This is a genomic window from Aeromicrobium sp., from assembly GCF_047606445.1.
Taxonomy (GTDB): domain Bacteria; phylum Actinomycetota; class Actinomycetes; order Propionibacteriales; family Nocardioidaceae; genus Aeromicrobium.
This window is the reverse complement of record NZ_JASGEK010000042.1, coordinates 1-23,651: the sequence shown is the minus strand read 5'-3', so window position 1 is coordinate 23,651 and position 23,651 is coordinate 1. Positions and strand designations below refer to the sequence as shown.

Sequence of the window (23,651 nt, the reverse complement as noted above, 5' to 3'; positions counted from 1 at the left end):
TAGGTGACGCCGTCGTCGCCGTCGACCAGATAGGCCAGCGGCGGCGTGAGGCCGGTGAAGCCGGACGCCGCCGTGAAGACGACCCGACCGGTGAGCGGATTCACCTCCCACGTCCCGACGCCCAAGACCGTGACGGACTGCGTCGGCTGACCGTCGGCCGGGCCGACCAGACGGAGCGAACTCGTGACCGGGACGGTCGTGCCGGGGAGGACGTCGTTGGCCAGCACGTCGATGCCGACCTCGGTCTCATCGGGGAACAGCAGCGCCGTGTCGTCGGTGGCCGCGGCGAGCACGGTCACCGCGATCTCCGCGACGAACGGAGCGCCGTCCTGATTCGCCACGACGTACTCGACCGGGGTCGGCGTGCCCGCGTAGCCGGCGACCGGAGTGAAGGTGACCTCGCCGGTGGTCGTGTCCACCGTCCACGTGCCCACGCCGGCCTCCTCGACCGTCTCGACCTGCTCGCCGGTGTCCGGGTCGAGCAGCTTGACCGACGTCGGGTCGGGCGCGCTTCCGCCGAGGTTCCCCGAGCCGTCGACGTCGTTGGCCAGCGGGTCGACCGTGACCGGTTCGCCCGGCTGCGCGACCGCCTCGTCGTCGGCGGCCTCGCCGTGAACCGCCACAGTGACGGTCGCGGTGTCGCACGACAGCGGACTCGTGCGGTCGCAGATCCGGTAGGTGAGCGTGTACACGCCCGCCGGGGTGTCCGCCGGGACCGTGATGACGCCGTCAGCGTCGATGGTCGCGCCGGTGAGCCCGCCGACGTCGGTCAGCGTGACCGTGGCGTTGCTGGAGGTCACTGCTCCGGCCGGGTCGAGCACCTCGTCGTTGGTGAAGACCGAGGGGGTCGTGCCTCCCGCGGCGCCGTCGATCAGCGACCCGGAGAAGTCGTCGTCGTCGGCCTGCATGGTCTCCGGCGGCTCGGTGACGGTCAGGCTCGTGCCGGTGGTGACCGACGGCGTGAGGTTGGCGTAGTTCGTCGTCAGGTTGTTGTTGTCGTTGACGTACGAGCCGGCAGTCGAGGCGGTGACGTTCACCGTGACGGTGCAGGCGTCGCCCGTGGCGACCTCCACGGCGCTGACCGTGATCGATCCCGCTCCGGCCGCCGCGTCGTGCGTCGGGCTCGTCCCGCAGGCGGAGCTGAAGGCGACGGAGTCGTCGGCCAGCGTCAGACCGCTCGCGAACGTGTCGGTGAAGGACAGGGCCTTCAAATTCGTCTGGCCCTCGCCGGCCGGGTTGGTGATCGTGAAGGTCAGCTGCGTGGTCTGACCGGCGGCGATGGAGGACGCCGCGAACGCCTTGCCCAGGGTCGCCTGGCCGAAGGAGAAGGCATAGCCGAAACCATCAGTCGCGGCGTTCGTGGTCGGCGCGTTCATCTGTAGCTTCACCCCGCTGAGCCCGACGCCGCTGGTGGGGTCGATCTGAACCGTGCCGCAGCGGCCGTTGGGGACGGTGCCGTCGTTCGCCATGCACCAGAGGTTCGCGACGACTCCGCCGGGCTCGCTGTTGGCGGTCGTGCCGGAGACCTTGAAGGCGTCGTTGCCGCTGAGCCGCGTGAGCGTCACATCGTCGGCCGAGCTCAGTGCGTCGACGCCGACGGTCACCGTGTTCATGTTCAACAGATGCAGCCTCAGCCCTTGCACCGGCTTGCTGAACGAGACGTTCGACGTCTGCGACGTGCCCCAGGCGCAGTTGAGGCCGGCGGTCGGCAGGTCGGCGGTCGGCGTGGGGCTCAGGAACGCCCAACCGTTGCCCGTCGAGGGGATCGTGAAGTTCGCCGTGGTGCAGCCGCCGCTCGTGGCCTCCGTCGCCGTCACTCCGGTGGCGCCGAAGGTGAAAGTGCGTTGACCACCGGACGCGGCACTCACCGCTGTCGGCCACACGTGGTTCGGATCGGAAGCCGCCGAGGCAGCGGTGGTGGTCGCGTCGACGACGAGCGCCATCGTGCTCGCGGCGAGCGTGGCGCTCAGGGCCAGCGCGGCACGGCGGACGGCTCTCCGCCGGAAGGACGACAACGTCATCGGTGACCTCTTGACTCAGAACTCAGAAAAACGCGGAACGGGTCGACAGACCCACGCCGAACACTCCCAGAAAATCCCCCCCCCCCGTCAATGGGGAGAACTCCCCCGATCAGCCCGGCGGCGGGGGTGGCGGGCCGTCGCTGAGGGTGGCGATGCGCCGGTACGACTGGGCGAGCACCCGTGCGGCCTCGGCCTCGCCGGGCGCGAACGACAGCGTGGCGCGCGTCTGCGCCGCAGCGGCACGGCGGCGCGCCTCGGCGGCGACCTGTGACGACGGCGTGCCCGGCGGCAGCCCGAGCCGCACCAACGGCCCGCCCGACTTGCTCAGCCGTTCCAGCTCCGGGATCAGATCGGTGGCAACCTGGGTCGAGCGCAGCATGCCGATCGCCTGGATCTCCCGGACGATCTGCAACTGCGGGTCCATCAGCGCCTGCTCGACCAGGTCGAGCGTCTGCTGGTCGCGTCCGCTGTGCCGGGCGGCCCGCTCCACCGCGTCGAGCGCGCGCAGCGCCTTCAACCCGCCGGCCCGCGCCCGCACGTGGTCTTGCAGGCGTTGGCGCAGGCCGACGATGCCCGAGACGTCGGCCATCCACCGCACGAAGGCCTCCGAGCCCTGACCGGCCACCGTCCGCCCGGCCTCGACCCCGAAGGGTCCGAGCTTGGCCTGGAGGTCGCGCAAACGCGCCGGATCGATCACCGCGTCGAGCCCGACCCCGGTGCGCAACCGCACCGAGGCGACCTCGGCGAGCCCCGCCAGGTCGACCACGTCGCGCTCGCGCAGCCGTCCGGTGCAGGAGGTCTCGGCCAGCAGCCCCGACACCGGCACCACATCGCCCACCTCGCCGACCCGCGTCTCGGCCAGCCGCGCCGCGTGCTCGCGCGCCGGGGCCATCGGGTCGTCGGACTGAGGGTCGGCGAGCAGATCGGCCTGCGACAGCACGCCGACAGCGTTGACCGCCGAGCCGTTCATCTCCCCCGACGCCTCGCGGAACTCCCGCAGGAACTCCGCCTCGTCGTCGCGCTGCTCCTGCCGGAACAGGAACAGCACCGCGTCGGCGTCGCCGGTGGCGTGCCGGGAGGCGAGCGAGTCGCCGAGGATCGCCGAGCGGGTGACCTGCTCGTTCTCGGCGGTCAACGACGACAGCCCCGGCGTGTCGATGAGGGTCAGCCCCCGCAACGACGCCGACTGCAACCGCACCACCAACCGGCGCACTTCCTCAGGCGGCACCGGCAGGTCCTCCGGGAGCCGCCCGTCGACCAGAGCGATCGGGATCGTGCGGCCGTCGTGGCAGTGCACCGCCGCGTCGCCGTCGGGCGATCCGAACTCGAACCAGGTGACGACCCGTGTGCACTCCCCCGCACGCGTCGGCGCGATCCTGCGACCGATCAGCGCGTTGACGAGCGTCGACTTGCCGGCCTTGACCCGGCCCACCACGGCGAGTCGCAGCGGATCGTGCAGGGCGGCGAGACGACACGCCGCCACCGCCTTGACCTCCGGCGAGGCGACCGCCTCCACCTGCCGCAACAGCGCGTCGACCCGGGCCTCAGTCGTGCTCACTCCGCGCCCAGGTCGTCGGCCGGCTCGGCGTCCACGGACTCCGTGTCAGCGGCCTCGCCTGTGTCGAAAGGATCGTCGAACACGTCCCCGAGACCGGTGTCGTCGGAGTCGGGGTCGTCGGAGTCGTCCTCCTCGACCTCGGCCAGATCGTCCTCCCACGCCTCCGGCTCCGCGAGGTCCTCCGGCACGAGGGCCTCGTCGGCCGGCTCGGCGTCGGGGTCGAGGGCCTGGGCCATGGCCCGGAGCCACACCGACTCCGGGACCGCGGCCACGGGCATCGGGTCAGACATGCTCACTTCTCCCACAGTTCTCTCAGGCCTGCAGCTCGGCGGCCTCGGCGCCGTGCAGCGTCAGCGGGAGCAGCGCCCACGTGCCGTCCAGCAGCGAGGAGACGGCGTCGGACTGCGGCACGCCGCCGCTGACCGCGGCGCCCGCCGGAGCCGGCTCGTCGCAGACGATGGCCTGGTTGTCGCCATCGTCCCAGGAGTCCAGGAAGTACTCGATCGGGACCTCCATCGCCTGGCCGTCGGGGGTGCCGGTGTCGTTGATGTAGACGACGCCCGCCTCCTCGTCGATCCCCGTGACCATGACGACGTGGTTGATGGCGTCGTCCTCGGCCTCGGCCGGGTCGCCGTACATCGGGTTCCAGTACTCGTCGGCGTCGACCATGACCGCGACGCCGACGTCCTCGGCCAGGTAGCCCTTGAGGTCGTCGATGGTGAGGTTCTCCTGCAGGGTCGCCGGAACCTCGTACTCCTCCAGCATGGCCACGATGTCCTCGGCGTACATGCCGCTGGTGGTGCCGTCGGGGTTGACCTCCATGAGGCCGTTGTCGACCGCCCAGTCGGCGAACTCCGACTCGTCGGTGAAGGTCTGGCCGGTGTACTCCGACACGATCTGCGCGACGGTCGAGGGTGCGCAGGTACCGTCGGCGGCCTGTTCGAACCACAGCTCGGCGTCGCCGAAGGGGTCGCCGACGAGGCCGGTGCCGTTCGGGTCGCCCTGCGGCGGATCCTCCGTCTCCTCCGGGTCCTCCGTCTCCTCCGGATCCACCGCGTCGGGGAGCGTCGGATCGACGATCACGGTCGGGTCGGCGATGATCGTCGGGTCGACCACGACCGTCGGGTCGGGCTGGCCCTGATCGGACGGAGCCGGGGCACCCGACTCGCCGCCGTCGACCACCACAGTGACGTCGACGTCGCCCGTGCCGTCGACGACCACCTCGACGTCCACATCGCTCGCCTCCGGATCGGAGACCTCGGTGGAGCCGTCCAGGCCGTAGTCGGACTCGCCGACCTCGTCGCCGAAGGTGTCGACGAGGCCCGGGGCGATGGCCGCCGCCTCCTCGGCCGACATGGTGGCGCCGTCCTCGTAGTCGGTGCCCGCGCCGCCCAGCACGGCGACCTCGCCGTCGCCCAGGTCGACGACGCTGACGTCGACCACGCCGTCGCCGTCGGCGTCGATGTCGGCGGCGTCGACGAGCCCGTCGCCGTCCATGTCGTAGGTGCCGATGGACGACCCGTCGTCGAAGTACTCGACGACGGCGTCGTCCTGGCCGTCGGCGTCGATGTCGATGAACTGCTGATCGCCGTCGAGGCCATCGGTGGGGTCGGTCATGGCGGGCTCCTTCGCTACCGTCTCGGGTTGGTCACACCTCTGAGCCGTCCTGGGACGGCCTTGTTCCCGTGTCCGCCCTATTTTTCTCCGGGGCCTCGCGCAGGGGTATGAGCGCCTCCGCGACCAACGCCTGCAACTCCTCGCGCTGCGCGCGTAGCGCCTCCAGGTGGCGGGTCTCGGCGGCGACCGCGCGCTTGAGCCGTTCGGGCGTCTCGACCGCGGCGCGACGGGCCGCCTCCAGTTCAGCCTTGGCCTGCGCCAGCGCGGTCTTCAGCTCGGCGCGGAAGGCGATGGTGACGTCGCGCAGCATGACCGTGCGCGCCCGGTCGACCGCGAAGCGCAGGTGGGTCTCGGCGCGGCTCACCCCGGTCTGCGCGGTCTGCGTGATCACCCGCTCGACCTGGCTGGCCCGCCGGTGCCGGTAGTTGACGACGTACCAGGCCGCGCCGCCCACCAGCGAGAACACCGGCGCGATGAGGGCGGGGGCGATCAACCCCGCGACGAGGCCGCCCATCGACGAGCCGATCATCGCGGTGCTCGCCAACGTGACGTCGAAGCCGCCGGCGTACTCCGCCTCGGCCACCTCCGCCATCGCGAGATCGTCGGTGGCGGGGTCGAGACGCACCGCCGAGGCGAGGTCGCGTCCGATGGAGGAGAACAGCTCCTCGGCCTGCTGGTTGAACCCGCCGATGAACCGCTGCAGCGAGGTGGTCACGATGACCCGCAGCTCCTCGGTCAGCTGCAGCGCGACCCGCTCGACGACCTGGTCGGGCTTGCCAGCGCGCAGCTCGTGCGCCTGCGCGACCCACCGTCGGCGCACCTCCGCGAAGGCCTGCGAGGCCTCGTGCAGGACGTCGGCGCGCAACACGCTGGAGTCGGAGTTGAGGTCGAGCGACCAGCGGTCCCCCTGGGCCTGCAACTCGTTCAACCGGGCGACGAAGGCGTCGAGCTCGGGCACCTGCTGACCGGCCGACTGCAACGCGGCGACCGTGCGCCGCCGCTTCTCCTCGAAGCGCTCGATCCCCGACATGCCCCGGCGCAGCCCGTTCGCGAGGGCGACCGCCTGCGGGGCGACGAGCCGCTCGGTGATCGCGGACGCCAAGGCGTCGATCCCGGCGTACTCGCGCAGGTCGTCGGCGTCGGGCAGCCCGACGATCTCCAACGCGACCGTCGAGGCGACCGGGCAGATCGGGGCGTCGGCGAAACGCGGCGCGTGCTGCCGCAGCAGTCGACGGTTCTCGGCGAGCACGTCCTGCCAGCCGGCCGGGTGCTGGTCGATCTTAGTCAGCGCGAAGACCACCTGCTCGACCTTCGCGGACACCTCCGACAAGAACTCCAACTCCGGCCGGGTGAACACCTGACCGCCGTCGGTGACCACGAGCAGGACGCTGCCCTCGGCGGCCGCCTGCGCGGCGAGCTCGGCGTGGTCGCGCCGCAGGCCGGCGATGCCCGGCGTGTCGACGACCGCCATCGAGGCCAGAATCGGCGCGTCGTGGGCCACCACCACGCCCGCCAGCGCCGGGTCGCTCTCACTGCCGGTGTCGGCGGTGACCGCGACCTCGCGCGCGGTCGCGGCGTCGACCGGACGCGAGGTCCCGTCGACGAACTGGACCGACCCGTGGCCGAGCGGCAGCTCGTCGGTCGGCGCCTGGACCCGCACACGGCCCGCCGTCACCACGCCGTGACCGGAGGGGACGACGTCGGCCTCGCCTAACAGCGCGTTGACCAGCGTGCTCTTGCCCCGCTCGACCTCGCCGACCACCACCACCGAGGCCACCTGCGGCACCGGTAGCGACAGCACTGCGGTCATCGCGTCGGCCCACGGCTCGAACTCGGTGCCCTGGAGCGTCTTGACCGTCTGACGCACCGCCCGCCCTTGGACTGCGGTGAGACGGACGCGGTCGTGGGCGGGACGCCGCCGCGCCGACGGCCGGGCGTCGGCGCTCACTCGTAGTCCAGCGCGTACCTGAACCACCAGCCGAGGTCGAAGACCTTCTCCCCGTCGACCCCGGCCCACACCTGCGTGGCCGTGCTCGGGTTGGTCCACGCCACGAGGCTGCGGTCGTTCTCGGCGCTGTAATACACCGCGACGCGTCCGCCGACTCCCCAGGTGTCCCAGCCGGGCTCCATGCCCAGCTCGACCTCTTGGAGGCTGTGCGTGGCGATCTCGTTGTCGAAGGAGCTGTCCATCGCCGTCTCGTCGGCGTAGCCGTAGACGGTCAGACCGTCGGGGGCGAAGCCGCTGCCGTCCTCCTTCGCCGGGCAGTTGAAGGCGGTCTCGGCGTCGATCAGCTCCGGCTCGTCCTCGCAGTCCTCCGGGTCGATCAGCCACGGCTCGTCGGCGAGCAGCTCGGCGAGCAGCTCGCACTGGTCGTCGGAGACGTCGGTGTCCTCACAAGGCAGCGACGGCGGCGCGACGGTGGCGGCAGTGGTCTTCGTGCCCGAACTCTCCGACGGGCTGCCGGTCGGCTCGGGATCGCCGCCGAGGGCCTTGGCGGCCACGGCCACGCCACCGCCGACCAGGAGAAGCGCCGCCACGATCAGCGCGGCGATGAGCGGCCCGCGTTTTTTCTTCGCCGAGGTCGCCGCAGACGTCGGCGCGACGGCGGGCGCGAGCGACGTCTGAACGGCCGGCGGAGCAGGTCGCGGCGCGGGGGTCGGAGCAGGGGTCGGAGCCTTCGCGAGGTCGACGTGCTTCGGCGGAGCCGGCGCGGGCATCGGCGCCGCCGCACGCTCGCGCAACTGCTGCCCGAGCGGCGACAGGGCACCGAGGCAGGTGATGAGCTTGGGGTCGTCGAGGGTCGCCGCCGACTGGCCGACGACCCGCGCGATCGAGGCCTGCAACGGCCGCACCAGGGAGGCGCCGCCGGTCAGGTAGAGCTTCGCGAGCTCGGTCGGCGCGATCTTCGCCCGTGAGCACGCCTCGACGGTGAGCGCGGTGATCTGCCCGACGTCGTCGGCGATGGCCTCGGCGAACTCCTCGGCGGTCACCGTCACCGTCGCTGTGCCCGCGCCGGTGACGACGGGGACCGTGGTGGACTCGCTCTCCGAGAGCGCGTGCTTGGCCTGCGACACCTGGTCGCGCAGCGCCTTGCGGGCGCCGAGGCTCGCCGCCCCCTCCAGCGCGGCGACCACCTCGTCATGGCCGCCCGTGCGCACCGCCTCCACGACGATGTCCTCCAGCCGCAGGTCGAACAGGCCCCCGCCGAGATCGGGACGTCCGGCGGTGGCGACCACCTCGAAGGGGCGGGAACGGTGGCCGGTGACCCGGAGCACGGCGACGTCGGCGGTGCCGCCGCCGACGTCGACGACGCACAGATGGCTGCCGCTGGGCGGAAGCGGGGCGCGCTGGGCGTAGCGGGCGACGGCGGCCACCGGCTCGGGCAGCAGTCCGATCTGGGACCGTTGGAAACCCGCCCGCTCGGCGGCCTCCACGAGCACGTCGCGGCGCGCCCGCTGGAAGCCGGCCGGATGGGTGAGAGTGAGTTCGACGGGGTCGCCCCCGCCGGCGACCCGCGCCGCGCGACGGGTGATCGTGCGCAGCACCGCGGCGACGAGGTCGACGACCTCGCGGTCGGTGTCGCCCAGCTGCACGACCGGCTGGCCGATCAGACGCTTGGGATTGCGCTCGAAGGCGCCGGGGTCGAGCATCATGCGGCGCAGCGCCTCGACGCCGACGACCAGTCCGCCGGCGTCGGCGAACACCGCCGACGGCATGAGGTCGCCGGCGTCGGTCAGCCGGACGGTCTGCGGCTCCTGCCCGTCCACGCGGATCGCCGCCGCCGAGTTCGACGTGCCGAAGTCGATCGCCAGCCGCCAGGCGCTCATCGTCCACCCACCCCCACGTCGCCGCCGTTCTCAGGCCCCACTCATCTGCGGGTCACCCTATCCCCTCCGCGCGGGCACGCACGAGCACTCGCGACAATGTTCCCGTGCTGATCCCCCCCGACCTGCTGCCCCGTGACGGACGATTCGGTTCCGGCCCCTCCAAAGTCCGGCCGGAGGCGCTGGCCGCGCTCGCCGAGAGCGGCGGGCGCCTGATGGGCACCTCGCACCGCAAACCGCCGGTGAAGAACCTGGTCGGCGCGGTGCGGTCGCAGCTGGCCGAGCTGTTCGAGCTGCCGGACGGCTACGAGGTCGTGCTGGGCGTCGGCGGCTCGCACGCCTTCTTCGACGCGGCGATGTTCGGGCTGGTCCGCGAGCGCAGCCAGCACCTCGTCCACGGGGAGTTCACCCGCAAGTTCGCAGAAGCGGTGGCCGCGGCCCCCTTCCTCGCCGACCCCGACCTGCGCGAGAGCGAGCCGCACACCCGTCCGGTGCCGCAGGCCGTGGCGGGCGTCGACGTCTACGCGTGGGCGCACAACGAGACCTCGACCGGCGTGTGGGTCCCGGTCGCCCCCGTCGCGGGGGCCGACGACGACGCGCTGGTCGTGGTCGACGCGACCTCGGCCGCGGGCGGTCTCGCCGTCGACGTGTCGGCCTGCGACGTGTACTACTTCGCGCCGCAGAAGTCCTTCGCCTCCGACGGCGGGCTGTGGGTGGCGCTGATGTCGCCGCGCGCGGTCGAGCGGGCCGAGCAGATCAAGGCGTCGGGGCGGCACATCCCCGGCTTCCTCGACCTTCCGACGGCCATCGACAACTCCCGCAAAGACCAGACCTACAACACCCCCGCCCTGGCGACGCTGTTCCTGTTGGAGCGTCAGGTCAACTGGCTGCTGTCCGAGGGCGGCCTCGACTTCGCGGCCTCGCGCACCGCCGACTCGGCCGCCCGGCTGTACGCGTGGGCCGAGGCGCGCGAGTTCGCGGCCCCGTTCGTCACCGATCCGGCCGAGCGGTCGAACGTCGTGGGCACGGTCGACCTCGTCGGCGTGGAGGCGTCGGCGGTGTCGGCGGCGCTGCGCGAGAACGGCGTGGTCGACGTCGACGGCTACCGGGGCCTGCGGCGCAACCAGCTGCGCGTCGGCATGTTCCCGGCCGTCGACCCCGACGACGTCAGCGCCCTCACCGCCTGCGTCGACCACATCGTCGAACGTCTCTGAAGGACTCAGCCCACGACGGTGGCGCGGCGGTGGAGCTCGCGGTGCTCGGTGTAGATCCGGGCGTTGCGGTGCAGCCTCTCGACCTCGGCGTCGGTCAGCTCGCGGCGGACCTTCGCCGGAACCCCGGCGACGAGCGAGCGGGGCGGGACGACCATGCCCTCGGTGACCAGCGCGCCCGCCGCCACCAGCGACTCCGCGCCGATCACCGCGCCGTTCATGACGACCGCGCCCATGCCGATCAGGCAGTGGTCCTCGATCGTCGCCCCGTGCACGACCGCGTTGTGACCCACCGACACGCCCTCGCCGAGGGTGAGCGGCTTGCCTTGGTCGACGTGGAAGGCGCAGCCGTCCTGCACGTTGGAGTCCTTGCCGACGACGATCGGCTCGTTGTCGGCGCGCAGCACCGCCGAATACCAGATACTCGCGCCCTCGCCGAGCACGACCGACCCCACGAGGGAGGCGTTCGGCGCGACGAAGGCGGAGTCGGGAACGGACGGACGGCGGTCGTCACCCAGGTCGATCAGCACGGGGTCAGGCTACCGCCGGTCAGGTCAGCCAGCGGGTGATCGGGTCGATGCAGAAGTACACCACGAACAGCCCGGACACGACCCACATCAGCACGTGCAGCTCGGCGGCCTTGCCGCGCACCGCCTTGAGCAGGACGTAGACGACGAAGCCCGCGCCGATGCCGGTGGTGATCGAATAGGTCAGCGGCATGAGCGCGATGGTCAGGAAGGCCGGCAGCGCGATCTCGACGTCGTCCCAGTCGATGCCGGACACCTGCGTCATCATCAGGAAGCCGACGAGCACCAGCGCAGGCACGGCGGCCTCGCTCGGGATGTGCGCGACCAGCGGCGCGGCGAGCGTCGACAGCAGGAACAGCACGCCGGTGACGATGGAGGCCAGGCCGGTGCGCGCGCCGTCGCCGACGCCGGAGGCCGACTCGATGTAGGAGGTGTTGCTCGACACGCCCGCCGCGCCGCCGGCGGCCGCCGCGACCGAGTCGACGATCAGGATGCGCTGCGCGTTCGGCGGGGCGCCGTCGGAGTCGTTGAGGCCGCCCTCGGCGCCGACGGCGGTCATCGTGCCCATCGTGTCGAAGAAGTCGGCGAGCAGGAGCGAGAAGACGAGCAGGAAGGCCGCCACCACGCCCACCCGGTCGAAGCCGCCGAGCAGGTTGAAGTCGCCCAGCAGCGAGAAGTCGGGCGCCTCGAAGAACTTGTCGGGCCAGGACGGGACGTTGAGGTTCCAGCCCTTCGACGTCGCGTCGCCGAGCGCCGGAGCAGTGCCGGTGAGCGCCTGGACCACCCCGGCGAGCACCGTGCCGAACACGATGCCGAGCAGGATCGCTCCCTGCACCTTGCGCGCGTGCAGCACGATCATCACCAGCAGCGTGACGCAGAAGACGAGCACCGGCCACCCCGCGAGCTTGCCGCCGATGCCCAGGCCGACCGGCGGAGCCGCCATGGCGGTGGTCCGCACGAAACCGGCGTCGACGAGGCCGATGAAGGCGATGAACAGGCCGATGCCGACCGCGATGGCGGTCTTGAGCTGCGTCGGGACCGCGTCGAAGACCGCCTTGCGGAATCCGGTCAGCACGAGGATCAAGATGACGAGGCCCTCCAGCACCACGAGGCCCATCGCGTCGGCCCAGGTCATCTGCGAGGCGACCGAGTAGGCCACGAAGGCGTTGAGGCCGAGTCCGGCGGCGATGGCGAGCGGGAAGTTCGCCAAGGCGCCCATGGCGATCGACAGCACGCCGGCGATGAGCGCCGTGCAGGCGGCGATGGTGGCGAAGCCCGATCCTTCCACCGCCCCGCCGCCGAGGTAGTCGCCGTACTTGTCGGGCACGTCGGCCAAGATCACCGGGTTGAGCACGATGATGTAGGCCATCGTCAGAAAGGTCACGACACCGCCGCGCACCTCCCGGGCGACCGTCGAGCCGCGCTCGGCGATCTTGAAGTAGTGGTCCAGCGCCGTGGTCATTGCGCTCCTCGGAGAAGTGGTGAGACGGCTCTCAGCGGCCGCCGTGCGACACAGCCATCATGACCGACGGCGCGCGCGCAGCGCCACCAGCCCGCCGACGAGGAGCAGCGCCGCGCCCACCGCGCCGACGATCATCCAGCGCGACAGGTCCGCGGCGCCCCGGCCGACCGCCGACGCAGGCTGCGGCTGCGGCGCGGGCTCGACTTTCTCGGGCGTCGTCAACGGCACGCGGAACAGCTGTTCTCCCAGGCCCTCGCTGCCGACGATCAGCGACGTGCCCGTCGGGTCGACGGCGACCGTCTCGCCCTGCGACTGCCCCGGCAACTCGATGTCCTCGACCATCGCGAAGCCGTCCTCCGCGTCGTACAACGTCGCGCGCAGATACGTGCGGACGAGCAGGTAATGACCGTCGGCGGTCATCGCCGCGTCGGTGACGAGGATCGGCATGTCGACGCCGGTGGAGAGCGCCATCGTGACCTCGGTGGTGCTCAACTCCGCCGGCAGCTCCAGCAGCTCTCCGCCCATCCAGCCCTTGGTGACCAACCACATCCGGCCCGTCGAACCGTCCACCGCCAGCGACTCGACGTCCTCGGCCCCGGCCGGGTAGGCGATCGGATACTGCTCAGGCGTGACGGCGTCGTCGCTGCGGCCGGGCTCGGGCAGAGCGTAGAGCCATCCGTGGTCGCGAACGCCGTCGTTGTCCCCCGTGTCGGCGATCCAGAGGGTGCCGTCGCCGTCGAGCGCCATCGCTTCGGGGTCGGTCCAGTCCGCATCGCGCACCGTCGTCACACCGACGATCTCGCAGGTGGTCAGGTCGACCGCGTAGACCTCCGGCGCGTTGCCGGAATCGTTGACCATGTAGGCGGTCTGGTCATGGGCGACGCTGATCGCGAGACCGCTCTGCTCGTCGACCCGGGAGTCGCTCATCGTGCAGACGGGGTCGGCGACGGCCTCAGAGTCGACGTCGGTCGCATCCGCCCGGTCGACGACCGTGACGATCACCACCACGGCGAGCAAGGCCGTCAACAGGGACGGGATCAGCAAACGTCGTCGGCGCGGATTCATATCCCACCCAGCATGACAGGCGCTCAGGAGAGCCGGGGCGCCCAGTGGGTAACCTGGCGAGGTGACGCAGGACGAGCAAGCCGCCCCCGAGCCGCGCCGGGCCGACCGACGCCTGGGCCATCGCGAGCGCGAACGGCTCGAGCGCGCCGCGCGCCGTCACGAGCTGGGCCGCCCCGACATCACGGAGTTGGAGATCGGCAAGACCACCCATCGGATGGCCGAGGTCGAGCCGATGGACGTCGACGGCGTGCGCACCATGGTCGTCGGCACGATCCTGTGGGCGGTGCTGGCCGTCGCGCTCATCCCCTTCCTCGGCACGCTGCGCGAGAACCACCGCGACTGGTGGTTCTGGGTGGCCGTCGCCGGATTCGGCCTCGGCTCCATCGGCATCGAGTACTGCCGCCGCCGCCGCCGCGCCCTCGCCCGCCGCCCCCGCGCGACCGCCGACTGACCGTTTCCCTTGCCTCCGGCCGATTGACCAGCCCACCGTGGAGGCATGACATCTCCACCGCCACTCACCAGCTTTGAAATTCAGACCCTGCAAGTTCTAGGATGCTCTCATGTGGAGCGTTGACGCCTCACTGATTGAGGCATGGGTTGCTTCTCTGGACGCCAACTCACGCGCTCAGCTCTACGCCGCCATCGAAGTCCTGCGCCACGACGGCCCCAGCTCGGTCGCCCTCTCGTCGACACGCTGACCGCCTCACGACACAAGAACATGAAAGAGCTCAGGCCCGGGTCATCCGGCCGGAGCGAACTGCGTGTCCTCTTCGCCTTCGACCCGAAACGACAAGCCATCCTGCTGGTCGCAGGAGACAAAGCCGGAAACTGGAAGCGCTGGTACCGCAAGAACATCCCCATCGCCGACAAACTGCTCGACCACCACCTACACACACTGAGGGAACAGTGATCACGATGCCACTGAGCTACGAGGAGCTAGCCACCAAATACCCCGCCGACCGTGCGGAGATCGACGCGCACAAGGAGAGGATGCTCGCCGAGGTCCGCGCCTACCGGCTCCGGGAACTCCGTGAGCAGGCCGGGCTCACCCAGGCCCAGGTGGCCGAGCGCATCGGGGTCGGCCAGCGACAGGTCTCCAAGATCGAGCATGGTGACCTCGACAACGCCAAGATCGGCACCGTCCGCAAATATCTCGAGGCCGTGGGCGGCGGACTGTCCGTCGACTACGTCATCGGCGACCACCGCGTCCACATCGCCTGATCGCCTACCCCTCGCTCAGAAAACGCACGTGCAGGCCGTCCTCGTCGCGGGCGACCCGGGCGGTCACGCCGTAGACGCGCCCGATCAGCGCCTCGTCCAGCACGTCGGCCGGAGGGCCGGAGGCCACCACGCGTCCGGCGTCGAGCACGACGACGGCGTCGCAGAAACTCGCCGCGAAGTTGAGGTCGTGCAGAGCCATCACCACCGTCGCCTCCGCGCCGCGCACCAGTTGCAGGAAGTCGAGCTGATGGCGGATGTCGAGGTGGTTGGTCGGCTCGTCCAGCAGCAGCACCTCCGGCTCCTGGGCGAGCGCCCGCGCCAGTTGCACGCGCTGGCGCTCGCCGCCGGACAGCGTGCCGTAACGACGGTCCAACAGGTGCCCCACTCGCGTGGTCGCCGCCGCCCGCGCCACCACCTCGTGGTCGTGGCTCGACTCCGGCGCCCACGACCGGCGGTGCGGGATGCGGCCGAGGTCGACCACGTCGCGCACCAGCGGGTCGAGGTCGGTGGCGACGTCCTGCTCGACCAGCGCCAGCCGCCGCGCCAACTCCGCGCGCGACAGCGTCGCCACATCACGGCCGTCCAGCGACACCTGTCCGGCGTCGGGTCGGCGCACCCCGGCCAGCAGCCGCATCAGCGACGACTTGCCCGAGCCGTTGGGGCCCAGCAGGCCCACCGTGCCTCCCGAGGGCGCGTCCAGACCGACCCCGTCGAGCACCTTCCGGCGTCCCGCCGACCACGTCAGGCCCACTCCCTGCAGCCGCATCAGGCTCCCCCTCCCGCCGCCTTGGCGCGCAGGCCCTGTCGGACCAGGATCGCCACGAACATCGGCACCCCGACAAGCGCCGTCATGATGCCCACCGGCAACTCCTGCGGCGCGATCACCGTGCGGGCGAAGGTGTCGGCCCACACCAGGAAGATCGCGCCCAGCAATGCCGACGTCGGCAGCAGCACCCGGTGCTTGACCCCGACCAGCGCCCGCGCCGCGTGCGGCAGCGTCAGCCCGACGAAGCCGACGGCGCCCGACGACGCGACGAGCGCGGCCGTCATCAGCGTCGTCACCGTCAGCAGCACGAACCGGGTCCGCGCGACGTCGACGCCCAGTGACGACGCGGCGTCCTCGCCGAAGGTGAAGGCGTCGAGCGTCGAGGCCCTCAGCAGGCACACGACCACCCCGACCGTCACCACGACCACCGCCAGGAGGACGTCGTCCCACTGCGAGGAGCTCAGCGAGCCCATCAGCCAGAACAGCATGCCGCGCGTCTCGTGCGCCGAGGCGAACACGTAGAGCACGAACGACGTCAGCGCCGAGCAGAACTGGGCGATGGCCACGCCCGCCAGGACCAGCACCGCGACCGAGCGTCCGGCCAGCCGCGCGAGCGCGATCACCAGCGCGAACGTCCCGACCGCGCCGACGAAGGCCCCCGACGCCAGCCCGACGACGCCCGCGCCGACCCCGAGGATCAACACCAGCACCGCGCCGAGGCCGGCTCCCGAGGAGACGCCGAGGATGAACGGGTCGGCGAGCGGATTGCGCAGCAGCGACTGGAAGACCGCGCCGCACACCGCGAGCCCGGCGCCGCAGAGCGCCGCGAGCAGCACCCGCGGCGTCCGCAGCTCCCAGACGATGGCGTCGCGGGTGCGCGACAGGCCCGACTCGCCGCCGAACAGGTGCGCTCGCACGACCGCGGCGATGTCGTCGGCCGTCAGATCAGACGACCCGACGGCCACCGCGACCACGAGCGACGCCGCGAGGGCGACGAGCCCGAGCCCCCAGAGGAGACGCGGCCACCAGACGCTCGAGCGGACCCGAGCGCCCATGTCAGCTCCCGATCCCCATCGCGGGCAGCGCGGCGGCGATCTGCTCGATCGCCTCGATCATCGCCACCGACGACACCAACGCGGCCGAGTCGACGGCGATGTAGCGCTCGTTCACGACCGCGTCCAGCGTGCTGGTGACCGGGTTCGACTTCAGGAACTCGATGGTCTCCTCGGCCTGCCCCAGATCGGCGAAGACGATGACGTCGGGGTCGCGGTCGGCCACGTCCTCCCAGCCGACCGACGGCCACTCGGCCTTCTGGTCCTCGAAGACGTTCGTCAGGCCGAGCTGGTCCAGGATGATCCCCGACGCTCCGCAGCAGCCGGCGACCGTGGGCGACTCGGGGTTGGCGTACCAGACCATCGCGTCGGTGTCGCCGAAGTCCTGCTCGGCCACGACGGCGAGCCGCTCGCGGAAGTCGGCGACCAGGTCGGTCCCGCGCTCGGGGTGGCCGGCCATGCTCGCCAACTGCTCGACCTCGGTGAAGAACACCTCGACGTCGAGCAGCTCGGTGCGCTCGGCGGCGTCGGAGTCGCCGGTCTGCTCCTTGTTCGCGCACTCGGTCGGCGAGATGTAGACCGGGATGTCGAGGCTCTCGAACAGCTCGGGGTTGGTCAGGCCGTAGTCGAAGGGGTTCCAGGAGCCCACGACGAGGTCGGGGTCGAGGTCGAGCACGGCCTCCGAGGTGGCGTCCTCGATGGTCTCCAGGCTCTCGGCGTCGGCCGCGCGGTCGCCGGTGACGGTCTCGGCCCAGGGCCCGGCGGCCACGATCCGGTCGGCCAGACCGAGCGCGAGCAGGGTGTGGGTCATCTCGTAGTTCGCCGAGTAGATCCGCTCGGCGGGTTCCTCGACGGTGATCTCCTCGCCACAGCTGTCGACGGCGAGCGGGAAGCCCTCGGCCGACGGCCCCTTCTCGTCGGCGTCGCCCCCGCCGCCGCAGGCGGTGAGCACGAGAGCCGTGGTGGCGGCGATGGACAGCAGTGAGATACGACGCATGTCGCTCCTAGGTCTGGGGCTCGATCGCGAAGCCCGGTGGGTGACCTCTCCCGGTTTTCTCGCCCGGGACAAGGGCCAGCAGGTCTTCGGACTCGGGCTCGACCGCGTCGGAGCGTCTTCCCAGGTCCGAGGACCCAGTGACGTAGTGCTCCGAGCGTCACCCATACCGCTGCGCGTCAGTCCCGGAGTCTCACCGGGTTCCCAACACTGGCGCTCGCAGGCTAGCACTCGCCTCCGGCGCGGCGCGGACAGGTCGCGCAGGTCGCGCCGCCGACGGAGACGTGGTGGTAATAACAACAGCTGACGCGATAGGTCCGCTGGCGGCCCAGCGCGGCGTCGAGCGCGTCGGGGAAGGCGCCGCGCAGGGTGCGGCGCGGGAGCAGCCGTCCGGCGTCGAAGACGGTCAGGAAGGCCTCGGCGTGGTCGTCCAACTCCCGTCGGAGCCGCTCGGCCAGGGCCTGCTCGTCGGCGAGGACGGTCGCGTGGTCGCTGTCGGCGGCGGGGTCGCCTGGCAGGCACCAGAACACAGGACTCCGCACCGCTGCCGCGTCGGGCGTGACGGCGTCCGTGCGACGTCGGAAGGACAGCGCCTCCCGGTCGAGCCGGGGCACGCGTCGGTCGAGTCGGAGGCATCGTGCGCCGACCGTCGCGGGGATCTCGGCGTAGTAGGCCAGCAGGTGTCCGGCGGCGGCCGCCGGGGCGGTCCGTCCGTAGAGGCGCCGGTGGTCGCGGTCGACGGCCTCCTTCCACGCGTCGAGCGCGACGCGGTCGAGGGCGTCGCAGTCGAACCAGTCGGCTCCGTCAGGCCGTCCGAAGGTCACGGTGAAGGGGGCGCGGGGCAGGCGGGCGAGGGTGTCGGCCAGGGCAGCCATGATCGTCCTGAGGGTCGGGGCTCAAGCGCGAAGCCCGGTCGGATCCGCCCGGCTGGTCGTCGGGCAGGTGCCAGGTGGTCATCGGACTGAGCGGCCCGCTCGCGTGGGCCGCCGACACCGTTGCGCGTCAGTCCCGGAGTCTCACCGGGTTCCCCACGCTGGCGTGCGCGACGGTAGCAAGCCTCTAGGGTGGCGTCGATGGACACCGCCCCCGCCTGCCTGACCGACGTCGCGTCGGCCGTCGCACGTCACGGCGCGTTCGCCCGCCGGTATCTCGCGGCGATGTGGCGCGGCGACGCGCTAGGAGACGCGGTGGCTGAAGAGGCTGAGCAGGTCGGCCGGGGACGGGTGATGGGGTGGGTCGGCGACGGCTGCGCCCGGCCCGGAGCGCCCCTCCCGTCGGGCGTCCCGGAGGCGACGCGAGCGCTGGTCGCCGAGGCGGTCGGCGCTTCGGCGTCGCTCGATCTGGCGTGGATCGATCGTCACACCCGCTTCGGCACGGCTCCGGTCGAGACGGGCGGCGACTCAACGGACCTGGACTCCTACACGGGCACGGCGGTGGGCCGCGCGGTCGTGATGAGCCGGGGCGACCAGGGAGGGCCGGTGGGCACGACCGCTTGGCTGGCGGCGCTCGACCGGCCCGGAGCGCTGGCGCCAGGAGCACCTGGCTTCACACTGACGGTGCGGGCCCGGCTCGTGCACGCCTTCCTCCGTCGCGATCTGCTCCGCCGCGACGACTGGGACGCGCCGACCTGGGGGACGCCGTTCTGCCAGGCCGATCTGGCCTTCACGACGGCGGAGTTCGGCCCGCTGCGCCTGCGCCACCTCGCGGAGACCCCTTCGGAGGTCGAGGCCCTGCACCAGCGCTGGCGCCACGTCGGCCGCCTGCTCGGCGTCGACGACACCCTCCTCCCCCGCGACGACGCCGAGGTCGCGCGCCTCGCCGACCTCCACCGCTCGACTCACCGGACGGCGGTCACTCCGCCACGAGCAACTGACCCACCACCTCGCGCCGCCGCGAAGCTGTCATCGGCCACCGGGCGGCGGGCGGGGCCACGAAGTAGCGGCTGAGCAAGCCTTGGTCGCCGCCCTTCCAGCGCTCCAGCAGGTCCATGCCGTTCTCCCACGAGAGGCTCGACAACAGGTCCCTCCCCAGGAGTCGTGCCGCCACGAGATCGGTGTCCATGTCAAGCCGCAGAAGCAACTCCATCCCCTCGTCGGAGTCGAACAACCAGCTCTCGACGTCAGCGGACTCCCGGTACCAGTACGTCGCCACCGCGAGGTCGCGCGCGTCTCGATCATCGCCCCGGTCCAACCACGCGCGGATCTTCAACGCCGCGTAACCGGCGGGCTCGTGAAGCCTCACTGAGACACCCGTCGGCAGGGGAAGCGACAGGGCCCGCTCATAGACGTCACGAAACCCGAACACCACCAGTTCCTCGCCGCGTCCCGCCGGCTCGGTGACACCCGCCGGGTCCTCCACCTCGCCGAAAGGCATGACGTCCACCGGAATACCCGCGATGAGATAGCGGATGCCGTTGCTCCCGATCCGCGGAAAGGCGCGTTCGATCCTTTCGGCCGCGCCCCAGTCCTCCAGCGCGACGCCGACATCGGCGTCCGTCGTGCCTCGCAGGCCGAACTCGTGACCGCAGGCGGCATGGAGGACGTCGCGACAGAGCGCGCCCACCACCAGCACTCGGTCGGGATCGATCCCGGCCTCGGCGACCATCGCTCCGACGACCTTGTCGATCAGTTCCAGACGTGCCGTCCCAACTCGGTCGAGATCGATCACGACGCCGCCCTCACCTGCTCGGCCGCATCACGCTGACGCGCCTCTCCGGAGGCGAGCAGGTCGGCGTACACCAGAGGCCAAGGAGCCGCTTGGAGGCCTGGGAACTCACCGTCCGGGGCACGCCAGAAGGTCTGGCGCACGAGAATGTTCGGGTTCTCGGTGTCGCGACGCCACCGACGCCTGCGGATCAGATCGACGGGAAGCCCATCGCTGTAGAGCGTCAGCGTCTCCGGATGGCGGAGGTGGGGCGCAGCGGACTCACCGCTGACGTAGACGACGTGTTCCCCTGCGTCGAGACCGCTGATCTCCCCGGAGAACGGCGAGGCCGTCTCGATCGCTCCCAACCCGGTCGGGTAGGCGTTCGCCCACTGGTCCAGGAGACGGTCACGCTGACCGGGCAGGAACTGCTTGCGCTCGTCGAGGAATCCATAACGGATCAACAACTCCCTGGTCTGCTGAGCCTGCCCGAGGGAGACACCGGCGGCGTGGGCGAGTTCGCGCAGCGGCCGGGAGAGCAGCCGCTCCCAGGCGAGGATCGCGAACACCACCTGCGCTCGTTTGGCGCTGAACAAGTTCACCGCGCCTCCCCCCGGTCGAGTCGCCCGTTCGGACGTCGAGCCGGCGGCCACGCGCTGACGGCCACGCACGTCGATGTGCACGCCGCCGAAGGTCACCCACGCGTTGCCCGCGGCGTCGAGATAGTTGACGCCCAGCAGTCTGAACGCTCGAGCGCTGCGCTCGGTCACCCGTGGGCCGAGGACGAGAAGTCGCCCGTCCGCCGCTCCGACGAGCCTCGACGCTCGTAGCGACGACTCCGTCAGTGATGACATGTGCACGACCTGGAACGATTGGCGCCCCTGCGTGTGTTCCAGCACGGCCTCCACTGGCCTGCCCTCCGGCACGTCGACGAGGCGGACCGACGGGACAAGCCTCAGGCCCAACTCCGCCCATCGGTCCGTCAGGTCCCGCGCCGACCGTTCGTCCATCAGGCACCTCGCGTGTTCACTGAAACAGCATGTTCACTATAAATGAAAATGCTGAGACAGTGAACGCCGCCGCTTCACACCCCCGCCGACTCCTCGGGCTGCCGGTCGACGGTGGTGCGCAGGGGGATCTCCTCGATGAGCAGGGCAGCGACGAGGCTGACCCCGGCGACGCCGGCGGCGACGAGGAAGATGTGGCCGGTGGCGTCGCCATAGGCCCCGCGCACGATCTCGGCGACGGGCGCGGGCAGTCGGTCGAGGTCGAGCAGCGAGCCGCTGCCGCCGCTCGGTCCGCCGACCCCGGCCGCCGTCAGCTTCCCGGTCACCCCGGCCTTCACGTCGTGGGCCAGCAGCGCGCCGAGCACCGAGACGCCCACCGTGCCGCCGAGCGAGCGGAAGAAGGTGACCGTCGCGCTCGCCGCGCCGACGTCGGCCAGCGAGACCGTGTTCTGCACCGCCAGCACGTAGTTCTGCAGCAGCATGCCCATGCCGACGCCCATGACGGCCATCGAGCACATCGCCTGCCACTCCGGGGTCGTGTGGTCGATCCGCGACAACAGCGCCAGCCCGGCCACCAGCAGCGCCGAGCCGCCGACGAGGAAGCGCTTCCAACGTCCGAAGCGGGTGATGAGCTGGCCGCTGACGATCGTGCCGACCAACGAGCCGGTCATCAGCGGGACGCCCAGCAAGCCCGCCATCGTCGCGCTGTGGCCTCCGGCGACCTGGAAATACTGGCCGAGGAACACCGAGCCGCCGAACATCGCCATGCCCACCGCGACGCTGCCGACGATGGCCAGCGCGGTGGTCCGCTCCCGCACGACCCTCAACGGCAGCAGCGGCTCGGGATGGCGCAGCTCGACCCCCACCGCGAGGGCGCCCGCGACCAGCGTCCCGGCCCAGAACAGCGCCGTCTCGGCCGACAGCCAGTCGAAGGAGTCGCCCGCGAAGGTGACCCACAACAGCGGGAGGGAAGAGGCGATGGTCAGCAGCAGCGCGCCGCGGACGTCGAGGCGCACCTCGCGCCTGGCCGTCGGCAGATGCAGGTGGCGCCTCAGCAGCACCAGGCTGACGACCGCGAGCGGCACGCAGACGTAGAACGTCCAGCGCCAGCCGAGGCCGGGAGCGTCGACGATGAAGCCGCCCAGCAGCGGTCCGCTGACCGTCGCGACCGCCATCGTCGCGCCCATGTAGCCGCTGTACCGGCCGCGCTCGCGCGGGGGGATGATCGAGCCGATAATGGACTGCGCGGTGGCGATCAGGCCGCCCATCGCGAGGCCTTGCAGCGCCCGCATGGCGATCAGCCACGGCACGCTGTGAGCGGCCCCGGCGAGCACCGAGCCGGCCACGAACATCACCAGCGCGACCTGGATCAGCGCCTTCTTGTTGACCAGGTCCGAGAGCTTGCCCCAGATGGGCACCGACACCGTCATCGCCAGCAGCGAGGCGGTCACGACCCAGGTGTACTGGCTCTGCGAGCCGCCCAGGTCGGCGATGATCGTCGGCAGCGCGTTGGCGACGATGGTGGCGCTGACGAGGGCGGTGAACATACCCGCCAGGAGTCCGAAGAGGACCTCGAGGATCTCTCGATGGGTCAGTTCGGGAATCTGGCTGTTTTGTTGCACGAGGCAACTATATGACGGGCGTCAAGAGGCAGGCGTCACATCCGGGCTGTCGTCGACGACAGCCTCCTCCGGCTCCGGGGCGGGCTTCGGCGGATCGACGACCAGATCGTCCGTGGCGTCGGTGTCGAGGTAGAGCTCCGGCAGCGGCCGCGCGGCCGTCGAACGGCTCAGCTTGACGCCCGAGTGCGCGCCGCAGCCGTGGTCGAGGGCGATGACCCGCCCGTCGTCGTTGGCCATGCCGTTGGCGCAGACGCCGAAACGGTCGGCGAGCGGACCGGCCAGGCCGACCCGGAAGCCGCAGGTGCGGCAACTGCCCGACGCCTGCTTCGCCAAGGGGGTGTCCGGACCCCGCACGCCCTCGTGCCACCGCTGCGCGGCCATCTCACGCCCCTCCAGCGAGAGCACCCAGGAGCGCCCGTCGGCCAACTCGCGCGCGGCGAGCGTGTCGGTGCTCTCAGCGTCGACGTCGCCGGCCGACCAGGCCGGGACGAGCCGCAGGTCGTCCGGCTCGGGCGGCAACAGGTCGCCCGGATTCAGATCGCCGGGTCGGACCCGATCCCGGTAGGGCGTCCACTCCGGGGCGACGATGGCGTCGCCGCCGGGCAGCAGCACCAACTCGTTCACCGTCGGAGCAGCGTCGCCCTCGACGGCGCTGAGGCTGACCACCCACGACCAGCCGCGATAACCGGGCTGACGGGCCTCGAAAGCGTGCGCGACGGCGCCGGACGCCTCGACCTCGGCCCGCAGATGCGCTCCGACGGCGTCCTCGCCAGCGGCTTCGACGGCCACCGTGCGGGCGAGGCTCACGGCATCGGTCAACATCTGATCGACGGACATGTCCCGATTGTCCCCCATCGTCTCCGACCTCGGCGACTCAGGCAGGATAGGAGGCATGGGAGCGCCGCCTGACGACCGAGATCGCCGTCCGACGCCGCCTCCGGATCCCCCCTTCGACGACACTGCCGCGCAGACCCCGACCACCGCCGAGCCGGTCGACCTCGGCCCCTCGGCGCCACAGCGCGCGGCCCAGGCGGCCCGCGGCGCCGGGCACGCGGTCGCG

Annotated in this window: 22 protein-coding genes and 2 riboswitches; of the genes, 5 read left to right on the top strand and 17 right to left on the bottom strand. The window is 71.4% G+C overall.

Going from position 1 to position 23,651, the window contains the following annotated elements; genetic code table 11:
- The 6 genes from QM621_RS09045 to QM621_RS09020 form a co-directional block, all read right to left on the bottom strand.
- Positions 1–2,021: hypothetical protein (locus QM621_RS09045; RefSeq protein ID WP_414990050.1), on the bottom strand; the 2,021-nt coding region annotated here is incomplete at its 3' end.
- A 109-nt stretch (positions 2,022–2,130) separates the two neighbouring features.
- On the bottom strand, positions 2,131–3,579 hold the full coding sequence (locus QM621_RS09040) for a dynamin family protein (RefSeq protein ID WP_414990049.1): 1,449 nt from the start codon (positions 3,577–3,579) through the stop codon (positions 2,131–2,133).
- Positions 3,576–3,869 carry a hypothetical protein gene (locus QM621_RS09035; RefSeq protein ID WP_414990048.1) on the bottom strand — a complete coding sequence of 98 codons (294 nt, stop codon included), beginning with the start codon at positions 3,867–3,869 and terminating at the stop codon, positions 3,576–3,578. Before QM621_RS09035 ends, QM621_RS09040 begins: the two co-directional genes overlap by 4 nt.
- Positions 3,870–3,891: 22 nt before the next feature.
- Positions 3,892–5,196, bottom strand: coding sequence for a C39 family peptidase (locus tag QM621_RS09030; protein ID WP_414990047.1), 1,305 nt, complete (start codon positions 5,194–5,196; stop codon positions 3,892–3,894).
- Positions 5,197–5,227: 31 nt separating this feature from the next.
- A complete protein-coding gene (locus QM621_RS09025) occupies positions 5,228–7,144 on the bottom strand; it encodes a dynamin family protein (RefSeq protein ID WP_414990046.1) in 1,917 nt (638 codons plus the stop codon).
- Positions 7,141–9,024, bottom strand: a complete 1,884-nt coding sequence (locus QM621_RS09020) for an Hsp70 family protein (protein WP_414990045.1) — start codon at positions 9,022–9,024, stop codon at positions 7,141–7,143. The genes QM621_RS09025 and QM621_RS09020 overlap by 4 nt, the downstream gene beginning before the upstream one ends.
- A 104-nt stretch (positions 9,025–9,128) precedes the next feature.
- Here QM621_RS09020 and serC point away from each other — a divergent pair, with 104 nt between their 5' ends.
- On the top strand, positions 9,129–10,235 hold the full coding sequence (serC, locus tag QM621_RS09015; RefSeq protein WP_414990044.1) for a phosphoserine transaminase: 1,107 nt from the start codon (positions 9,129–9,131) through the stop codon (positions 10,233–10,235).
- 5 nt (positions 10,236–10,240) lie between these two features.
- Here serC and QM621_RS09010 read toward each other — a convergent pair whose 3' ends face one another.
- From QM621_RS09010 to QM621_RS09000, 3 genes are read right to left on the bottom strand one after another with little or no spacing between them, the layout of a single operon-like run.
- Positions 10,241–10,762 carry a gamma carbonic anhydrase family protein gene (locus QM621_RS09010; protein ID WP_414990043.1) on the bottom strand — a complete coding sequence of 174 codons (522 nt, stop codon included), beginning with the start codon at positions 10,760–10,762 and terminating at the stop codon, positions 10,241–10,243.
- 19 nt (positions 10,763–10,781) lie between these two features.
- Positions 10,782–12,221, bottom strand: a complete 1,440-nt coding sequence (locus QM621_RS09005; RefSeq protein ID WP_414990042.1) for an NCS2 family permease — start codon at positions 12,219–12,221, stop codon at positions 10,782–10,784.
- A gap of 57 nt (positions 12,222–12,278) precedes the next feature.
- The gene (locus QM621_RS09000) at positions 12,279–13,265 is read right to left on the bottom strand and encodes an esterase-like activity of phytase family protein (RefSeq protein WP_414990041.1); all 987 of its coding nucleotides are present in this window, start codon (positions 13,263–13,265) and stop codon (positions 12,279–12,281) included.
- A gap of 82 nt (positions 13,266–13,347) precedes the next feature.
- Between QM621_RS09000 and QM621_RS08995 the strand changes: the two genes are divergently transcribed.
- The 3 genes from QM621_RS08995 to QM621_RS08985 all read left to right on the top strand — a co-directional run bounded on the left by QM621_RS08995 (position 13,348) and on the right by QM621_RS08985 (position 14,507).
- Positions 13,348–13,737 carry a DUF2530 domain-containing protein gene (locus QM621_RS08995; protein WP_414990040.1) on the top strand — a complete coding sequence of 130 codons (390 nt, stop codon included), beginning with the start codon at positions 13,348–13,350 and terminating at the stop codon, positions 13,735–13,737.
- A gap of 141 nt (positions 13,738–13,878) precedes the next feature.
- Positions 13,879–14,196: a type II toxin-antitoxin system RelE/ParE family toxin gene (locus QM621_RS08990; protein WP_414990039.1), complete on the top strand. Its 318-nt coding sequence runs from the start codon at positions 13,879–13,881 to the stop codon at positions 14,194–14,196.
- Between the two features lie 5 nt (positions 14,197–14,201).
- Positions 14,202–14,507: a helix-turn-helix domain-containing protein gene (locus tag QM621_RS08985; protein WP_414990038.1), complete on the top strand. Its 306-nt coding sequence runs from the start codon at positions 14,202–14,204 to the stop codon at positions 14,505–14,507.
- A gap of 4 nt (positions 14,508–14,511) precedes the next feature.
- On the opposite strand, the gene QM621_RS08980 is transcribed toward QM621_RS08985, so the two are convergent.
- The 4 genes from QM621_RS08980 to QM621_RS08965 form a co-directional block, all read right to left on the bottom strand.
- Entirely contained in the window at positions 14,512–15,273 is a 762-nt protein-coding gene (locus QM621_RS08980) for an ABC transporter ATP-binding protein (RefSeq protein ID WP_414990037.1), read from the bottom strand.
- Entirely contained in the window at positions 15,273–16,328 is a 1,056-nt protein-coding gene (locus QM621_RS08975) for a FecCD family ABC transporter permease (protein WP_414990036.1), read from the bottom strand. The genes QM621_RS08980 and QM621_RS08975 overlap by 1 nt, the downstream gene beginning before the upstream one ends.
- A gap of 1 nt (position 16,329) precedes the next feature.
- Complete coding sequence (locus QM621_RS08970; RefSeq protein ID WP_414990035.1) at positions 16,330–17,322, bottom strand: ABC transporter substrate-binding protein; 993 nt, start codon at positions 17,320–17,322, stop codon at positions 16,330–16,332.
- Between the two features lie 59 nt (positions 17,323–17,381).
- Positions 17,382–17,549, bottom strand: a riboswitch (cobalamin riboswitch).
- The gene (locus QM621_RS08965; protein WP_414990034.1) at positions 17,544–18,194 is read right to left on the bottom strand and encodes a (2Fe-2S)-binding protein; all 651 of its coding nucleotides are present in this window, start codon (positions 18,192–18,194) and stop codon (positions 17,544–17,546) included. Its footprint overlaps the riboswitch before it by 6 nt.
- 76 nt (positions 18,195–18,270) lie before the next feature.
- A riboswitch (cobalamin riboswitch) is annotated at positions 18,271–18,348 on the bottom strand.
- A 44-nt stretch (positions 18,349–18,392) separates the two neighbouring features.
- On the opposite strand from QM621_RS08965, the gene QM621_RS08960 reads away from it, so the two are divergent.
- Positions 18,393–19,265 carry an oxygenase MpaB family protein gene (locus QM621_RS08960; RefSeq protein WP_414990033.1) on the top strand — a complete coding sequence of 291 codons (873 nt, stop codon included), beginning with the start codon at positions 18,393–18,395 and terminating at the stop codon, positions 19,263–19,265.
- On the opposite strand, the gene QM621_RS08955 is transcribed toward QM621_RS08960, so the two are convergent.
- The 4 genes from QM621_RS08955 to QM621_RS08940 all read right to left on the bottom strand — a co-directional run bounded on the left by QM621_RS08955 (position 19,171) and on the right by QM621_RS08940 (position 23,428).
- A complete protein-coding gene (locus QM621_RS08955) occupies positions 19,171–19,923 on the bottom strand; it encodes a hypothetical protein (RefSeq protein ID WP_414990032.1) in 753 nt (250 codons plus the stop codon). The two genes, QM621_RS08960 and QM621_RS08955, sit on opposite strands and share 95 nt — an antisense overlap.
- Positions 19,924–19,982: 59 nt before the next feature.
- Positions 19,983–20,972, bottom strand: coding sequence for a type IV toxin-antitoxin system AbiEi family antitoxin (locus tag QM621_RS08950; protein ID WP_414990031.1), 990 nt, complete (start codon positions 20,970–20,972; stop codon positions 19,983–19,985).
- A gap of 74 nt (positions 20,973–21,046) precedes the next feature.
- Positions 21,047–22,591, bottom strand: a complete 1,545-nt coding sequence (locus QM621_RS08945; protein WP_414990030.1) for an MDR family MFS transporter — start codon at positions 22,589–22,591, stop codon at positions 21,047–21,049.
- A gap of 21 nt (positions 22,592–22,612) precedes the next feature.
- The gene (locus tag QM621_RS08940) at positions 22,613–23,428 is read right to left on the bottom strand and encodes a DUF3027 domain-containing protein (protein WP_414990029.1); all 816 of its coding nucleotides are present in this window, start codon (positions 23,426–23,428) and stop codon (positions 22,613–22,615) included.
- Positions 23,429–23,651 lie beyond the last annotated feature (223 nt).

Coding starts and splice junctions, on each gene's coding strand:
- QM621_RS08990 (WP_414990039.1), top strand. CDS start 13,879: ATGGGTTGCTTCTCTGGACGCCAACTCACGCGCTCAGCTCTACGCCGC.
- QM621_RS08985 (WP_414990038.1), top strand. CDS start 14,202: ATGCCACTGAGCTACGAGGAGCTAGCCACCAAATACCCCGCCGACCGT.
- QM621_RS09030 (WP_414990047.1), bottom strand. CDS start 5,196: ATGACCGACCCCACCGATGGCCTCGACGGCGATCAGCAGTTCATCGAC.
- QM621_RS08960 (WP_414990033.1), top strand. CDS start 18,393: ATGGACACCGCCCCCGCCTGCCTGACCGACGTCGCGTCGGCCGTCGCA.
- QM621_RS09005 (WP_414990042.1), bottom strand. CDS start 12,221: ATGACCACGGCGCTGGACCACTACTTCAAGATCGCCGAGCGCGGCTCG.
- QM621_RS08975 (WP_414990036.1), bottom strand. CDS start 16,328: ATGGGCGCTCGGGTCCGCTCGAGCGTCTGGTGGCCGCGTCTCCTCTGG.
- QM621_RS08940 (WP_414990029.1), bottom strand. CDS start 23,428: ATGTCCGTCGATCAGATGTTGACCGATGCCGTGAGCCTCGCCCGCACG.
- QM621_RS09035 (WP_414990048.1), bottom strand. CDS start 3,869: ATGTCTGACCCGATGCCCGTGGCCGCGGTCCCGGAGTCGGTGTGGCTC.
- QM621_RS08965 (WP_414990034.1), bottom strand. CDS start 18,194: ATGGCTGCCCTGGCCGACACCCTCGCCCGCCTGCCCCGCGCCCCCTTC.
- QM621_RS08955 (WP_414990032.1), bottom strand. CDS start 19,923: ATGGTCGCCGAGGCCGGGATCGATCCCGACCGAGTGCTGGTGGTGGGC.
- QM621_RS08970 (WP_414990035.1), bottom strand. CDS start 17,322: ATGCGTCGTATCTCACTGCTGTCCATCGCCGCCACCACGGCTCTCGTG.
- QM621_RS08950 (WP_414990031.1), bottom strand. CDS start 20,972: ATGGACGAACGGTCGGCGCGGGACCTGACGGACCGATGGGCGGAGTTG.
- QM621_RS08980 (WP_414990037.1), bottom strand. CDS start 15,273: ATGCGGCTGCAGGGAGTGGGCCTGACGTGGTCGGCGGGACGCCGGAAG.
- QM621_RS09020 (WP_414990045.1), bottom strand. CDS start 9,024: ATGAGCGCCTGGCGGCTGGCGATCGACTTCGGCACGTCGAACTCGGCG.